Genomic DNA, 15,430 nt, shown 5'->3' with positions numbered 1-15,430 from the left:
CGTTGGATGAGTGGGACAAACGCTTATAAATTGAGGGGGATTATGAATTTATTTTATATAAGCTTCCGCTGCGTTATTATTACCTGCCGCGACAAAATAAGCTGGTGCAGTTCTGCAACATATTTCACGATGGCGGTGCGGGAGAATAAGCTGTTATTATTTTATTAATACATATCATGTAGATACCATAATTTATTCTTATTTTATAAGCGCTTTCACACTTATTTTCATGACGTTCAGATGTGGTATGCATCTTGCCTGCTAAATAACGACTTTTTATTTAACAGGGACATTGTGATGCTCAAAAATACCTTACCCTTGCGTAAACGCCGCCCCGTGGCCGCGGCGGTTGGGGCGCTGGCGCTGCTGACCTCCCTGCAGGCGACCGCCTCAACGCTGCGAATTGCGATGACCGCGGCCGACATCCCGTTAACCCTCGGCCAGCCTGACCAGGGCTATGAAGGCAACCGCTTCACCGGGATCCCGCTGTACGATGCGCTGGTGGAATGGGACCTCTCACAAGGGGAGAAACCGAGCGGTCTGGTACCGGGCCTGGCGACGGAGTGGCACGTTGACCCGCAAAATCAGACCCGCTGGATCTTTACCCTGCGCCCCGGCGTGAAGTTTCATGACGGTACCGACGTTAACGCTGACGCCATCGTCTGGAACGTCGATAAGGTCTTAAACAAAAATGCGCCGCAGTATGCCCCAGGGCAGATCGGCAATACGCTGTCCCGTATGCCGACGCTGACCGGGGCCGAAAAAATTGACGATCGCACCGTCGCGCTCACCACTTCCGAAGCCGATGCCCTGCTGCCGTACAATATTACCAACCTGTTTATCGTCTCGCCGACGGCATGGCAGAAACTGTATGCCGCGGTACCGGCCAGCGCCGGCGATACCGCCGCGCGCGGCAAGCTGGCGTGGACGGAGTTCGCCGCCCATGCGGTGGGCAGCGGCCCGTTCAAAATGGAAAAACTGGTTCCTCGCCAGCAGCTGATCCTCGATAAAAACCCGGACTACTGGAATAAAGACCGCATCCCGCGGGTCGATAAGGTGGTGCTGATCCCGCTGCCGGAGGCCAATGCCCGCACCGCGGCGCTGCTGTCGAAGCAGGTGGACTGGATTGAGGCTCCGGCCCCGGACGCGGTGGATCAAATCAAAGCCCAGGGCTTTAAAATCTACGCCAACACCCAGCCGCACCTGTGGCCGTGGCAGTTCTCATTCGAAGAGGGCTCGCCGTGGAAGGATATTCGCGTGCGCAAGGCGGCCAACCTGTGCCTTAACCGCGCGGAGCTGAAGAGCTACCTTGGCGGCTATATGACCGAAGCGACCGGCGTCTATGAGGCCGACAGCCCGTGGCACGGCAAGCCCTCCTTCCAGATCAAATATGACCCGGAAGCCGCCCGTAAGCTGATGACCGAAGCGGGGTACAGCACCGGCAAACCGCTGCACGTTACCGTCGCCACCTCGGCGTCCGGCTCCGGACAGATGCAGCCGCTGCCGATGAATGAGTACATTCAGCAGAGCCTGAAAAGCTGCTTCTTTAACGTCGACATCAAGGTGACCGAATGGAACACCCTGTTCACCAACTGGCGCCTCGGGGCAAAAGACCCTTCGGCAAAAGGCATTGATGCCATCAACGTCAGCGCGGCGGTTAACGACCCTTACTTCGGCATGATCCGCTTCTCAACCGCCAAAGCGTTCCCGCCGGTGGCGACCAACTGGGGCTATTTCTCCACCCCGGAAACCGAAAAGCTGGCAACGGCGGTGAAGCACGCCTTTACCCCCGAAGAGATGAACAAAGCGGCCGGCGAGCTCCACGCCGCGCTGGTGGACCAGGTCCCGTTCCTGTTCGTCGCGCATGACGTGGGACCGCGGGCAATTTCGCCGGCGGTTAGCGGCGTGGTGCAGCCGCAGAGCTGGTTTATCGATCTCAGCCTGGTGAGTAAGAAAGAGTAATCGTGACGGGAGCCAAAGATGATCAATACGCTGCTGTACCGCGTTCTGCTGGCCGTGCCGACCATGCTCGGCGTGGCGGTAATCTGTTTCATGCTGGTGCAGATTGCGCCGGGGGATCCGCTGGTGTCGGTGATGCCGCCGGACGCCTCGGAGGCGCTGCGCCAGACGCTGATGCAGGCCTACGGTTTTGATAAACCGCTGCCGCTGCAGTTCGTTCACTGGCTGTGGCGGGCGCTGCACGGCGACTTAGGGATGTCTGTAGCCACCGGACGCCCGGTGATCGGCGAAGTGATGACCGCCGTCAGCTACTCCCTGCGCCTGGCGCTGCTGGCGACGATTATCGGCTTCGTGCTCGGCAGCCTGTTTGGCTTTGTCGCCGGCTATTTTCGCAACAGCATCATCGATCGTCTGGCATCGGTGCTCTCGGTGTTTGGCGTCAGCGTGCCGCACTACTGGCTGGGAATGCTGCTGGTGATTGCCTTTAGCGTCAAGCTGGCGGTCTTACCCGCCACCGGCGGCGGGCCGATCGGCGAAATCGGCTGGCAATGGGATTGGGATCATCTGCAGTTTATGCTGCTGCCGGCGATCACCCTGTCGGTGATCCCGACCGGGATCATTGCCCGCACCGTGCGTTCGCAGGTCGCCGACATTTTGAGCCAGGAGTTTATCGTCGGGCTGCGCGCTCGCGGGCTGGGCGAATCGCGCATTTTCCTCCACGTGGTGAAAAATGCCGCCCCCACCGCGCTGGCGGTCATGGGGCTGCAGGTGGGGTATCTGATGGGGGGCTCGATTCTGGTGGAAACGGTGTTCTCGTGGCCCGGCACCGGTCTGTTGCTCAACACCGCTATCTTCCAGCGCGATCTGCCGCTGCTGCAGGGCACCATCTGGGTGCTGGCGCTGTTCTTTGTGCTGCTCAATCTGCTGGTGGATATTCTGCAAACCGCCCTCGATCCGCGCATTAAGAGGAGCTGACAATGGTGGATACCTTGACGACGAAAGCGCGACCCGCTTCCCCGGCCATTCCCGCCCGGCAGGGCTACTGGCGCGGCGTATTCCGCCGCCTGCTGCGCGATCCCGGCGGCGTGGCGGTCGGGTCAATTATTCTGCTGCTGCTTATTCTGGCGCTGTTTGGTCCGTGGCTGATAATGAAAGACCCTTACCAGACGTCGATGTTTCTGCGCCTGAAGCCGATTGGCACCGACGGCTTTCCGCTGGGCTCCGATGAGCTGGGCCGGGATATGCTATCGCGGCTGATTCTCGGCACCCGGCTGTCGCTGTTTATGGGGATTGTCCCGGTGGTCTTCGCCTTTTTCATCGGCGGAGCGATCGGCATCGTCGCCGGCTACGCGGGCGGTAAAACCAACACCCTCATCATGCGCACCGTCGACGTGTTTTACGCCTTTCCCTCCGTCCTGCTGGCGATTGCGCTCTCCGGCGCGCTGGGGGCGGGCATTGGCAACGCGCTGCTGTCGTTAACGCTGGTTTTCGTCCCGCAGGTGGCGCGCATCGCCGAAAGCGTCACCGCCCAGGTGCGGCACATGGACTATATCGATGCCGCCCGGGCTACCGGGGCCAGCGCGTTGACGATTATCCGGGTTCAGGTGTTAGGCAACGTGCTGGGACCGATCTTCGTCTTCTCAACCGGTTTAATTTCGGTCTGCATGATCCTCGCCTCCGGGCTCTCGTTCCTTGGGCTGGGCGTGCGTCCGCCTGAGCCGGAGTGGGGATTGATGCTCAACACGCTGCGCACGGCGATTTATACCCAGCCGTGGGTGGCGGCCCTGCCGGGATTGATGATTTTTATCACCTCCATTTCGTTCAATATCCTCGCGGACCGCCTGCGCGCGGCGATGGCGATCAAGGAGTAAACGATGCAACCTTTTGTCAATATTGACCTCGGCGGCCCGGCCCAGCCGCTGCTGCAGGTCAACAATCTGTTGAAATACTTTCGCGCCGGCGGCGGGAAGGGACATGAAGTGGTGCAGGCGGTGGATGACGTCAGCTTTACGGTGGTCAAAGGCGAAACGCTGGGCGTCGTCGGAGAGTCGGGCTGCGGGAAATCAACCACCGCGCGGCTGCTGATGCAGCTCCTGAACCAGGATCGCGGAGAGCTGGTTTTCGACGGACTTGAGGTGGGATCGTCCCGCCTGCCGATGAAAGAGTACCGTCGCCAGGTGCAGATGGTGTTTCAGGATAGCTACGCCTCGCTCAACCCGCGGATGACTATGGAGGAGAGCATTGCCTTCGGCCAGCGCGTGCACGGGGTCAGCGCGAAGGAGGCCAGCGAGTACGCGCGCTATCTGCTGGCGCACGTTGGCCTTGAGCCGGGGCGCTTTGCCCACCGTTATCCGCACGAGCTTTCCGGCGGCCAGCGGCAGCGGGTGAATATTGCCCGCGCGCTGGCGATGAAGCCGCGGCTGGTGATCCTCGACGAAGCGGTCTCGGCGCTGGATAAATCGGTGGAGGCGCAGGTGCTGCAGCTGTTGCAGGAGCTGAAGCGCACGCTGGAGCTGACCTACGTATTTATCAGCCACGATCTGCACGTGGTGCGCTGGCTGTCGGATCGGATCCTGGTGATGTATCTCGGCGAGGTGGTGGAAATCGGGCCAGCGGAGCAGCTGTTTACCGCCTCGGCCCATCCCTATACCCGGGCGCTGCTGAGTTCGATGCCGTCAATGGACCCGAAAAACCGCACCCTGACCTCGCCGCTCAGCGGCGATCCGCCCAGCCCGATTTCACCGCCAGCGGGCTGCCGTTTCCATACCCGCTGCCCGCACGCCAGAACGGTCTGCGCCGAGGTGAAACCCGCCCTCGAAAGCGTGGGGGAGGGGCATCAAAGCGCCTGCCTGATGGCGCAGCCGGCGTCGCCCTGGCATCACGCTATCGCCGTACGGGAGGTACGCCATGTCGCATGAAGCCTTTGTCCATATCCGCGATCTGCGGGTTGAATTCCGCCGCGACGGTCAGACGATCAATGCGGTAAACGGCGTCTCTTTTGATGTGCAAAAGGGCGAGGTGCTGGCGCTGATTGGCGAGTCCGGCTCCGGAAAAAGCGTGACCCTCAGAGCGCTGATGCGCCTGCATCCTCCCAAAAGCAGCGTCCTTTCCGGAACCCTGCGGGTGGATGGCGAAGCGGTGCTGGAGATGAGCGCTTCCCGGCTGCGGCGCTATCGCGGCGCGCGCTGCGCAATGATATTTCAGGAGCCGCTGCTGGCCTTCGATCCGGTGTATACCGTCGGCCAGCAGATCGTCGAAGGCCTGCGCCGCCATGAAGGGCTTTCGCGCCCGGCGGCAAGGGAGCGGGCGCTGGAGGCGCTGCGTCAGGTGCGCATTCCGAGCCCCGAGCGGCGGCTGGATGCCTATCCGCACGAGATGTCCGGCGGGATGCGCCAGCGGGCGATGATCGCCCTCGCGCTGTCGTGCAACCCGCAGCTGCTGCTGGCGGATGAACCGACCACCGCCCTCGACGCGACGGTGCAGATCCAGATTCTGATCCTGCTGCGCGAGCAGCAAAAGGAGCGCGGGCTGTCGATTATCTTTGTTACCCACGACATCGGCGCCGCGGTGGAAATTGCCGACCGCGTGGCGGTGATGTACGCCGGGCGCATCGTCGAAGAGGCGTCGATGGAGGATATTCTCTACCGTCCGCGCCACCCTTATACCCAGGTTCTGCTGGGCAGCCGCCCGAAAGAGGGGCTTAAAAAAGGCGATGCGCTGCGCTGCATCCCCGGCTCGCCGCCGGACTTAGCGCGCCTGCCGGCGGGCTGCGCGTTTGCCGACCGCTGCCCCCATGCGAGGGCGGTCTGCGGGCAAAGCCAGCCGGCGACGGAGCAGGTTGGTCAGCGTCACGTGGTGAGCTGCCATCGCTGGCGGGAGCTGGCCGCCAGCGTCGAGAACCAGGCGCAGTACGCCTGAAGCAATAAGGAGACAAGCATGCAGGATGATATTCGCGCGTTTATGCCCTATCCGGCGCACCCGGTTCCGCACGCGCACAGCGGGCCGCTGAGCGGCATGACCTTTGCGGTAAAAGATCTGTTCGACGTGGCGGGCTACCCGACCGGCGGCGGTAATCCGCATCTGCTGGCGCTCTCCGGGATTAAAAGCCGCACCGCGCCGGTCGTGCAGACGCTGCTGGATAGCGGCGCGCGGTTTATGGGCAAAACCCACACCAGCGAGCTGGCCTATTCGATGAGCGGCCACAACGTTCATTACGGCACCCCGCGCAACGGCGCGGCGCCGAATCATATTCCCGGCGGCTCCTCCTCGGGCTCGGCCTCGGCGGTCTCCAACGCGGCCTGCGATTTTGCCCTCGGCACCGACACCGGCGGTTCGGTACGCACGCCGGCGAGCTACTGCGGGCTGTTCGGCCTGCGGCCAACCCACGGGGGGATCTCCCTCGACGGCTGCCAGCCGCTGTGCGCCACGATGGACACCTGCGGCTTCTTTGCCCGTTCGGCGGAGGTCTTTAGCGCCGTCGCCGGATGCCTGCTCGGCGGCGAGCGCCCGGCGGTCGATGACGTCAGGCTGGCCTGCCACGAGGCGCTGTTTTCACGCCTGCCGCTGCGCAGCCAGCAGGCGCTGCTGCCGGTACGCCAGCGCCTGAGCCGCGCTTTTGGCGAAATAGCCTCGCTTAGCGCGCCGCTGCCGGACGTCGACGATATCTATCTCGCCTTCCGCCAGACTCAGGGTTATGAAGCCTGGCAGGCGCAGGGAGAGACGATTGAGCGCTACGGGCTGCAGCTGGGGCCGGACGTGCGCGAGCGGTTCCTGTGGGGGAAAGCGGTGACGGCGGCGCAGTTCGACAGCGCCTGCCAGCAGCGGGCCCGCTTCAGCGCCTGGTGGGATCGGCAGCTGGGCGAGGCCATCTTAGTGCTGCCGACGGTGCCTGACGGCGCGCCTCTGCTGACGGCGCAGGCCGATGAAATTGAGGCGGTGCGCCGCCTGTCGCACGATCTGTTGCTGATTTCCGTTATGACCCGGCGCCCGCAGGTGACGCTGCCGGTCGCCCTGGTGGGCGGCCTGCCGCTGGGTATTTCATTCCTGGGGCCGCGCGGCAGCGATCGTCTGCTGGTGGAGCTGGCCGCCGCTTTTGTGCAAGGAGAAGACAATGAGCAGTGATGTCCTTTTTACCCCGGCCGCCGGGGTTGACGCCGGTCGGGTCAACGGCGAACGGCTGTGGGATTCGTTAATGGCGCTGGCGGAGATTGGCGCGACGCCGAAAGGCGGCTGCTGTCGTCTGACCTTAACCGATCTCGACAGGCAGGGGCGGGATCTGGTGATCGGCTGGGCGAAAGAGGCCGGGCTGAGCGTCACCGTTGATAAAATCGGCAACGTTTTTATGCGCCGGGAAGGGCGCAACCCTCAGCTGCCGCCGATCGTTTCCGGCAGCCATATCGATACCCAGCCCACTGGCGGCAAGTTTGACGGCAACTACGGCGTGCTGGCGGCGCTGGAGGTGGTGCGCACGCTCAACGACCTCGATATCGAAACCGAAGCGCCGATTGAGGTGGTGTTCTGGACCAACGAGGAGGGCTCGCGCTTTGTACCGGTGATGATGGGCTCCGGGGTCTTTGCCGGCGTGTTTGCGCTGGAAGATATCTATGCCGTGCAGGATGCGGAAGGGAATACGGTGGGCGAAGAGCTGGCGCGAATTGGCTATATCGGCAGCCAGACGCCGGGGGATCGGCCGGTCGGCGCCTATTTTGAAGCGCATATTGAGCAGGGCCCGATCCTCGAAGCCGAAGAGAAGGTGATTGGCGTGGTGCAGGGCGTGCTGGGCATTCGCTGGTACGACTGCGTGGTCAGCGGCCAGGAGTCTCACGCCGGGCCGACGCCGATGCGCCTGCGAAAAGACGCCCTGCAGGTGGCAACCCACATTATGCAGGAGGTGGTGGCGATCGCCGGGCGCAGCGAAGAGGGGCGCGGGACCGTTGGCCGGGTGCAGGTGTATCCGAACAGCCGCAACGTGGTGCCGGGCGAAGTGACCTTCTCTATTGATATGCGCAATCTCAGCGACGAGCTGGTGGATGAGATGGACCGCCAGCTGCGGGAGTTTATCGCCAAAGTCGAACAGGAGAGCGGCCTCGCGGTGGCGCTGAAAGAGGTCAGCCACTATCCGGCCGCGCCGTTCAATCCGGATTGTCAGGCCGCGATTGCCGCAGCGGCGCAGCGGCTGGGCTATCCGGCCCGGGCGATCGTCTCCGGCGCCGGGCATGATGCGGTGTACATGAGCTATCTGGCGCCAACCGGCATGATTTTTATCCCCTGCAAGGACGGCATCAGCCATAACGAAATCGAGTACGCCTCGCCGGAACACGTCACCGCCGGCGCTAACGTGCTGCTGCAGGTGATGCTGCAATACGCCCGGGCGGTATAGTCCTGCGCAACGGTAGCCCTTAGCCGGGCTACCCCATCTGCTCCAGCTGGCCGCACAGCACCTCAACCCCCTGTTCGATGGCGTCGGGGTTGATGGCGTGGAACCCCATACGAAAGAAGTTATCCGGCGGAGCGTCGCTGAGAAAATGGCGCGCTCCGGGCTCAATCAGCACTCCCGCATGGGCGGCGCGCCAGGTGAGCTGCTGGGTATTGATATGTTCCGGCGTCGCCAGCCAAAAGGCGTTGGCGTACTCGCTGCCGGGTATGATCCGGCAGTCCGGGAGATGGTTCTGCAGGGCGCTATTGAGCCGATCCCAGCGCTGGGCCGAATCGTAATGGTAGCGCCGCAGGTGCGTTTCATAGTGCCCCTGGGCGAGGAAGTGCGCCATCTGATACTGAATATTGGTGGGCGGATGGCGATAGATCAGGCGCCGCAGCGCCCGCGCCTCGTCGATAAGATCCGGGTCGGCCACCATAAAGCCCAGGCGCAGCCCCGGCGACAGCGCTTTTGACAGGCTGCTGACGTACACCACGCGCCCGCTACGATCGCTGGCCTTCAGCGCCGGCAGCGGGTTGAGCATAAAGTTACTCTCCGAATCGTAATCATCCTCAACGATCACCGCGTCATGGCGCGCGGCGTATTCCAGCAGCTGGCTGCGCCGGGCCTTACTCATCGCCACGCCGGTGGGGACCTGGTGGCCGGGAGTCACGTAGTAGTAATCGCAGGGGGCGTCGTTGAGCACAATCCCTTCGTCATCCACCGGATGCGGCACGATGTCGGCATCCGCCAGCAGGAAAGTATTAATCGCCTCGCGAAAGCAGGGATTCTCCACGCCGACCCGGGTCGCGGAGGACATCAGCAGACGGGTGAGCAGGTACAGCGCGTTCTGCGAACCGAGGGTAATCAGGATTTCATCCGCAGCGGCCACAATTCCGCGCTTCGGCAGCACCCGGGTGCGGATTTGCTCAATCAGCATCGGCACGTCCTGGTCAACGTGATCGACGACCCATGCCGGATCGCGCACGCCGCCGTGCAGCCAGTTGGCCGCCGAGCGCCAGGTCGCCAGCGGGAACTGGCGGGTATCCGGCTGGCCGTAGATAAACGGATAGCGGTAGTTCATCCAGCCGGCGGGTTTGAGGATCGACTCCTGCTGGCTGGGCGTCATCTGCAGCCGGGTGCCCCAGCGTGGTGCAGCGGCCTCGTCTTCCGGTGCACTGTGAACGGCGGCGCCGGCGGTGGGCTGCGGATAATCCGGGTGCAGATAGAACCCGCTGCGCGGCCGGCTGATGAGATAGCCTTCGTTGACCAGGCTTTCAAAAACCAGGGCCGTGGTATTGCGCGAGACCCGCAGCTGGCTGGCCAGCTGGCGGCAGGAGGGGAGCGGGGTATCGGCGGCGAAGATACCGCTCAGAATGGCGTTAATCAGCGTCTCTCGTACCTGTTCCTGCAGCCCGCGATGCGGGTCGAAATCGACGTGTAAAAGGTGACGGATCATGCTCAGCTCCTTACGCAAAAACGGTATCGGGCATGTTGCAAACTCCATACCACCCTGAAAATGACTGACACATCTACGCGGCGAATCTGGCTCTATGGAGAAATTGAAAACGCTCCATACAGTAAGAAACCATCTATCGGTCGTGGACCGGAACGTCCGTCGGCACATATTTTGCAAAACCTTTCCGTGTTCCGGAGTGAACCAGTCTGGCGAATTAATGAGGGGTAGATTGATGAACAAATCATTGGGTTCAGTTTGTCTGGGCGCCGTTATGGCAATGGCCTTTTCTTATCACGCAGCCGCCGCCGATCTTCCGGCAATCGAAAAAGCGGGCACCCTGAAAGTCGCGACCGAAGATGATTACGCGCCTTTTAACTTTATGAATAATGGCCAGGCAGATGGTTTTAACAAAGATATGCTCGATGAATTGCGTAAATATGCGAAATTCAACGTCGACCAGAGCATCCTGCCGTGGACCGGCCTGCTAGCGGCGGTCTCAACCGGCCAGTACGATATGGCCCTCACCGGCGCGGTGATTACCGACGACCGGCTGAAGGTGTTTGACTTCACTCCTCCGTGGGCATCGGCGCAGCACTATTTCGTGAAACGCGCCGGGGATAACTCCCTCGATACCATCGCCGCGCTTAGCGGCAAAAAGGTTGGCCTGCAGGCCGGCAGCGCGCTGCTGGCGCGGCTGCCGGAGCTGAAAGCGATGCTGGAGAAAACCGGCGGCAAGCTCGGGCCGGTGGTGGAGTATCCCTCTTACCCGGAAGCCTACGCGGATCTTGCCAACAAGCGCCTTGATTACGTGATTAACGTGGTGATTTCGGTGAACGACCTGGCGAAGTCTAAGCCCAAGGTTTTTGCCAAAGGGCTGGCGGTTTCCGGTCCGGGCTATATGGCGTGGCCTATTCCTAAAAACTCACCGCAGCTTTTGGCCTATATGACCAAATTTATCAACCATATGCGAGAAACTGGCCGCCTCGCAGAGCTGCAGAAAAAATGGTTTGGTGAAACCTACGACAACCTCCCGACGGAGGCGATAACCAGCCCTGAGCAGTTCCATAAGCTGGCGGGTCTGTAACACGTCGCGGCGGGCAACCGCCGCCTGTTGATGCGAAGGAGGGCCACATGGATGCAATTTCCTGGCAGTTATTGATTGAAGGCGCGTGGACGACCCTCTGGATTTCGGCTATCGCCATCGCCCTCGGGGTGGTGATTGGCCTGCTGATCGCGCTGGTACGGATGCTGCGAATTCCGCTTATCGATCAGCTGCTGGTCGTCTATATCAGCCTTGCCCGCGCCACGCCGCTGGTGACGCTGGTGCTGTTTCTGTTCCTTTCGCTACCGACGGTGGGGATCAATCTCGATAAGAACCTGTCGGCAATCGTGGCGCTGACGCTGAATACCTCGGCATTTAACGCCGAGATCTGGCGCAACGCGTTTCGCACCTTTCCCCGCGAGCAGCGCGAGGCCGCGGAATCCGTCGGCATGCGGCGCTGGACCTACTTCCGCTACATCATGCTGCCGCAAATGTGGATCGAGAGCCTGCCGGCGCTGGTTAACGAAATGTCCTTTCTGATCAAAGGCAGCCCGGCGATTGCGGTGATTGGGGTGGTGGACTTAACCCGCGTCACAAACCGTATCTCCTCGGTGACCTACGAACCTTTATCGCCGATCCTCGCCGCGGGGCTGCTGTATGTGGTCATTATCGGGCTGCTGCTGAAGCTGCAGAGTATGGCGGAACGCAAAGCTAAACGCCTGGCGCGCTAAAACAGGAGATCCTATGAATCAGTGGGCCGTTATCTGGTCGGTGCGCGACAGCTTTATTGCCGGTTTGTTTGCCACCCTTGAACTATTTATCATCGCGGCGCTGGCCGGTTTATTTATCGGGATTGTGCTGTGCTATCTCACCGAATATCAGAAGAAGTTCCTTAACCGGCTCATTATCGGCTTCGTCAGCCTGATGCGGGCCATTCCTTTTTTAATTCTCGCGTATCTGCTTTATTACGGACTGCCCGAAATCGGTATCAGCCTGGAGGCCTGGACGGCAGGGCTGGTGGCTCTGATTATTTATCATGGCGCCTATTTCTTTGAAATACTGCGCAGCCAGCGGCGGGTCTTCTCCAGCGGCTATATTGAGGCGGCGGTGGCCCAGGGCTTTTCGCGCTACAAAATATTTATCCGCATTATTCTGCCCAATATCGTTTCATCATCGCTGCCGCTGATGGGCAACCAGCTGATTATTTGCCTGAAAGATACCGCGTTTCTGAGCATTATCACCGTCCAGGAAATTACCGCCGCCGCTAACAGCGTCCAGGCGACCTATTTTATCCCGTTTAACGCGTTTATCGTCGCCATTGCGCTCTACTGGGCGATCGGCATTCTGCTGGAGCTGCTTGTTAAGCGGCTGAGCGCCTGGGGAGCGAAAAGAGGAATGAGCCATGCCTGATTCAACCGCTGTCAGCATTAAAAACGTCTCCAAACAGTTTGATAATATTGAAGTGCTCCGCGACATCAACCTGACGGTTGAAAAAGGCACGGTGGTCAGCATTCTGGGGTCGTCGGGGTCCGGAAAATCGACGCTGCTGCGCTGCATGAACTGGCTGGAGCAGCCGGATCGCGGCGAGATCCATATCGGCGGCCTGCGCCTCGGGGTTGATGAACGCAGCGGCCGGGCCATGTCCCACCGCCAGCTGTCAAAGGTGCGAGAGCGGGTGGGCATGGTATTCCAGAGCTTTAACCTGTGGCCGCACCTGACCGTGCAGCAGAACGTCAGCGAAGCCCTGCTGCACGTGAAGGGAATGAAGCGCGGCGAAGCCAATGAGATGGCCCTGCGTCAGCTGGAGAAAGTCGGCATGGCGCACAAAGCGGACGTCTATCCGATCACCCTGTCAGGCGGGCAGAAGCAGCGGGTGGCGATTGCCCGCTCGCTGGCCATGTCGCCGGAAGTGATTCTCTTCGATGAGCCCACCTCGGCGCTGGACCCTGAGCTGGTCAACGAAGTGCTGGGGGTGATGAAAGCGCTGGCGGCCGAGGGCTACACGATGGTGGTGGTGACCCACGAGATGGACTTTGCTCGTCAGGTATCCGATGAGGTGGTGTTTCTTGAGAAAGGGCTGCTGATTGAGAAAGCGCCGCCGGAGAAGTTCTTCACTAATCCGGACTCCGAGCGGGTACGGCAGTTTTTGCAGAGCAGCCGCTAGCGCTAAAAAGCCCGGTCGGCTGGCCGACCGGGCCTGTTCAATACGCTGTTTTAATCGCGATCGATGGCGAACGGCTGCCAGGCCTGACGTACCGGCATCACCTCCACGCGGTTGATATTCATATGATCCGGCAGGGTGGCGATATAGAACATCTGTCCGGCAATATCCTGCGCGCTCAGCGGCGTGGTGCCACGATAGAGGTTATCGGATGCCGCCTGGTCACCTTTGGTGCGTACCAGGGTGAATTCGGTCTCGGCGATCCCCGGCGCGAGGTCGGTGACCCGCACGCCGGTCCCCAGCAGGTCGCAGCGCAGGTTGTAGCTGAACTGCTTCACGAACGCTTTGCTTGCGCCGTAGACGTGGCTGCCGGGATAGGGCCACTGGCCGGCGATAGAGCCGATGTTGATAATCGAGGCCCCGGCGCCGTGCTTAATCAGCGTCGGCAGCAGCGCGTGGGTGACGTTGACCAGCCCGGTGACGTTGGTATCGATCATCGTTTTCCAGTCCTGCAGGTCAACCTTTTGCGCCGGCTGCGGCGACAGCGCCAGCCCGGCGTTGTTAATCAAGGTTTTGATATCGGCGAAGGCCGCCGGCAGCGCGGCCACCGCCGCCTCCACCGCGTCGCTGTCGCGCACGTCGAGCTCGATAATATGCACCGGCACCTTTTGGCTCAGCGCATCCTTCAGCTTCTCCAGCCGCGCCAGACGGCGGCCGCTGAGCACCAGCGACCAGCCCGCCTCGGCAAAAACCTGCGCCGCCGCTTCGCCAAAACCCGAGGTTGCCCCGGTAATAAATACCACGTTGTTGGTCGTCATTTCATTCTCCTGTGTGCCTGGTTCACCCACTATAAAAATCCGCGGCGGGCGCGCACAGGGCCAGTCGTCATGCGGCGATGTGACACCGTGTCACATCGCCTGCCGCGCACTGGCTCTATCCCTTTTTCGGCAATGCGCCCAATGATAGGGACAACAACAACGCCATCAGAGGGGCAGGGTATGAAGCTGGCACTACAAGACGATGTATCGGTAAGCAACGATGACGTACGCCAACTGGATCGCGCTTATGTATTTCACTCATGGTCGATGCAGGGCAATTTAAACCCGCTGGTGATTGCCGGAGCCAAAGGCTGCGAGCTGTGGGATTACGAAGGTAAAACGTACCTTGATTTCAGCAGCCAGCTGGTCAACGTCAATATCGGCTATCAGCATCCTCGGGTGCTGGCGGCGATGAAGGCGCAGCTGGAGGAGCTGGTGACCATCGCGCCGGCTACCGCCAACCTCGCCCGCGGCGAAGCGGCGAAGCGCATCGTTGAGCTGGCGCCGGAAGGCTTTAGCAAGGTGTTCTTCACCAACGCCGGCGCGGACGCCAACGAAAATGCGATCCGCATGGCGCGGCTGTATACCGGGCGCGATAAGGTGCTGTCCGCCTACCGCTCCTATCATGGCAATACCGGCAGCGCGATTGCCGCCACCGGCGACTGGCGTCGGGTGCCGAACGAGTATTCGCGCGGCCACGTTCACTTCTTCAACCCGTACCTCTATCGCAGCGAATTTAATGCCGCCAGCGAAGAGGAGGAGTGCCAGCGCGCGCTGGCGCATCTGCGCAGAATGATCGAGTGCGAAGGCCCTGGCGCTATCGCCGCGATCCTGCTGGAGTCTATTCCGGGCACCGCCGGGATCCTCGTGCCGCCGGATGGCTATATGCAGGGCGTGCGGGCGCTGGCCGACGAGTTTGGCATCGTGCTGATCCTTGATGAAGTGATGGCCGGCTTTGGCCGTACCGGCAGCTGGTTCGCCTTTGAACAGGATGGCGTTGTGCCGGATCTGGTGACCTTCGCCAAAGGGGTTAACGCCGGCTACGTGCCTGCGGGGGGCGTGCTGATTAGCGAGCCGATAGCCCGTCACTTTGACGATCATTTCTTTGCCGGCGGCCTGACCTACTCCGGCCACCCGCTGGCGATGGCGGCCATTGTGGCCACTATCGACGCGATGAAAGAGGAAAAGATCGTCGAAAATGCGGCGACGATTGGCAACGGCGTGCTGCGCCAGGGGCTGGAGGCGCTGGCGCAAAAGCACGCTATCATCGGCGACGTGCGCGGGCGCGGGCTGTTCCAGGCGCTGGAGCTGGTCAGCAGCCGCGCGCAGAAAACGCCGCTGGCCGCCTCCGATATGGCGGCGATTAAGGGCGCATTAACCGAGGCCGGACTGCTGGCCTTCGTGGTGGAAAACCGGATCCACGTGGTACCGCCCTGCACCATCAGCGCCGAGCAGGTCGAAAAAGGGCTGGCTATTTTTGACGCGGTGTTCGCCCGGTTTGCCGATCTGGCGAAGTAGAACACGCGCCGCGGCCGCCTCCCTGATTGGGCATTTACGCCGGGGCGGCCTGCGGATC

General features: G+C 61.4%; 14 protein-coding genes. 12 read left to right on the top strand and 2 right to left on the bottom strand.

What is annotated here, in order from left to right; translation table 11 throughout:
• The first annotated feature begins 297 nt into the window (after positions 1-297).
• The 7 genes from QFI97_RS21055 to QFI97_RS21025 are packed head-to-tail and all read left to right on the top strand — an operon-like array spanning position 298 to position 8,338.
• Positions 298-1,962 carry an ABC transporter substrate-binding protein gene (locus QFI97_RS21055; RefSeq protein WP_346431919.1) on the top strand — a complete coding sequence of 555 codons (1,665 nt, stop codon included), beginning with the start codon at positions 298-300 and terminating at the stop codon, positions 1,960-1,962.
• A gap of 18 nt (positions 1,963-1,980) precedes the next feature.
• Positions 1,981-2,934, top strand: a complete 954-nt coding sequence (locus QFI97_RS21050; RefSeq protein ID WP_045854382.1) for an ABC transporter permease — start codon at positions 1,981-1,983, stop codon at positions 2,932-2,934.
• Between the two features lie 2 nt (positions 2,935-2,936).
• Positions 2,937-3,830, top strand: coding sequence for an ABC transporter permease (locus QFI97_RS21045; RefSeq protein ID WP_346431918.1), 894 nt, complete (start codon positions 2,937-2,939; stop codon positions 3,828-3,830).
• A 3-nt stretch (positions 3,831-3,833) separates the two neighbouring features.
• Positions 3,834-4,877 (top strand): ABC transporter ATP-binding protein, encoded by a 1,044-nt coding sequence (locus QFI97_RS21040; RefSeq protein WP_095094821.1) that lies wholly within the window; start codon positions 3,834-3,836, stop codon positions 4,875-4,877.
• Positions 4,867-5,877, top strand: coding sequence for an ABC transporter ATP-binding protein (locus tag QFI97_RS21035; protein WP_095094823.1), 1,011 nt, complete (start codon positions 4,867-4,869; stop codon positions 5,875-5,877). Before QFI97_RS21040 ends, QFI97_RS21035 begins: the two co-directional genes overlap by 11 nt.
• A gap of 18 nt (positions 5,878-5,895) precedes the next feature.
• Positions 5,896-7,080, top strand: coding sequence for an amidase (locus QFI97_RS21030; RefSeq protein WP_346431917.1), 1,185 nt, complete (start codon positions 5,896-5,898; stop codon positions 7,078-7,080).
• The gene (locus QFI97_RS21025; RefSeq protein WP_346431916.1) at positions 7,070-8,338 is read left to right on the top strand and encodes a Zn-dependent hydrolase; all 1,269 of its coding nucleotides are present in this window, start codon (positions 7,070-7,072) and stop codon (positions 8,336-8,338) included. Before QFI97_RS21030 ends, QFI97_RS21025 begins: the two co-directional genes overlap by 11 nt.
• A 28-nt stretch (positions 8,339-8,366) precedes the next feature.
• Here the strand turns inward: QFI97_RS21025 and pdxR are convergent, their stop codons facing one another.
• Positions 8,367-9,833 (bottom strand): MocR-like pyridoxine biosynthesis transcription factor PdxR, encoded by a 1,467-nt coding sequence (gene pdxR, locus QFI97_RS21020; RefSeq protein ID WP_346431915.1) that lies wholly within the window; start codon positions 9,831-9,833, stop codon positions 8,367-8,369.
• A gap of 232 nt (positions 9,834-10,065) precedes the next feature.
• Between pdxR and QFI97_RS21015 the strand changes: the two genes are divergently transcribed.
• The 4 genes from QFI97_RS21015 to QFI97_RS21000 are packed head-to-tail and all read left to right on the top strand — an operon-like array spanning position 10,066 to position 13,039.
• The gene (locus QFI97_RS21015; protein ID WP_095094831.1) at positions 10,066-10,917 is read left to right on the top strand and encodes a transporter substrate-binding domain-containing protein; all 852 of its coding nucleotides are present in this window, start codon (positions 10,066-10,068) and stop codon (positions 10,915-10,917) included.
• Between the two features lie 47 nt (positions 10,918-10,964).
• The gene (locus QFI97_RS21010) at positions 10,965-11,606 is read left to right on the top strand and encodes an amino acid ABC transporter permease (RefSeq protein ID WP_095094833.1); all 642 of its coding nucleotides are present in this window, start codon (positions 10,965-10,967) and stop codon (positions 11,604-11,606) included.
• 13 nt (positions 11,607-11,619) lie between these two features.
• The gene (locus tag QFI97_RS21005; protein WP_095094835.1) at positions 11,620-12,285 is read left to right on the top strand and encodes an amino acid ABC transporter permease; all 666 of its coding nucleotides are present in this window, start codon (positions 11,620-11,622) and stop codon (positions 12,283-12,285) included.
• Positions 12,278-13,039 (top strand): amino acid ABC transporter ATP-binding protein, encoded by a 762-nt coding sequence (locus QFI97_RS21000; RefSeq protein WP_095094837.1) that lies wholly within the window; start codon positions 12,278-12,280, stop codon positions 13,037-13,039. The genes QFI97_RS21005 and QFI97_RS21000 overlap by 8 nt, the downstream gene beginning before the upstream one ends.
• Before the next feature lie 50 nt (positions 13,040-13,089).
• On the opposite strand, the gene QFI97_RS20995 is transcribed toward QFI97_RS21000, so the two are convergent.
• Entirely contained in the window at positions 13,090-13,854 is a 765-nt protein-coding gene (locus tag QFI97_RS20995) for an SDR family NAD(P)-dependent oxidoreductase (RefSeq protein WP_346431914.1), read from the bottom strand.
• 180 nt (positions 13,855-14,034) lie between these two features.
• On the opposite strand from QFI97_RS20995, the gene QFI97_RS20990 reads away from it, so the two are divergent.
• The gene (locus QFI97_RS20990; RefSeq protein WP_095094841.1) at positions 14,035-15,372 is read left to right on the top strand and encodes an aspartate aminotransferase family protein; all 1,338 of its coding nucleotides are present in this window, start codon (positions 14,035-14,037) and stop codon (positions 15,370-15,372) included.
• Positions 15,373-15,430: the final 58 nt, after the last annotated feature.

The organism is Klebsiella scottii (genome assembly GCF_036561945.1).
GTDB lineage: Bacteria > Pseudomonadota > Gammaproteobacteria > Enterobacterales > Enterobacteriaceae > Klebsiella > Klebsiella scottii.
This window is presented reverse-complemented; position numbering and strand designations above follow the sequence as displayed.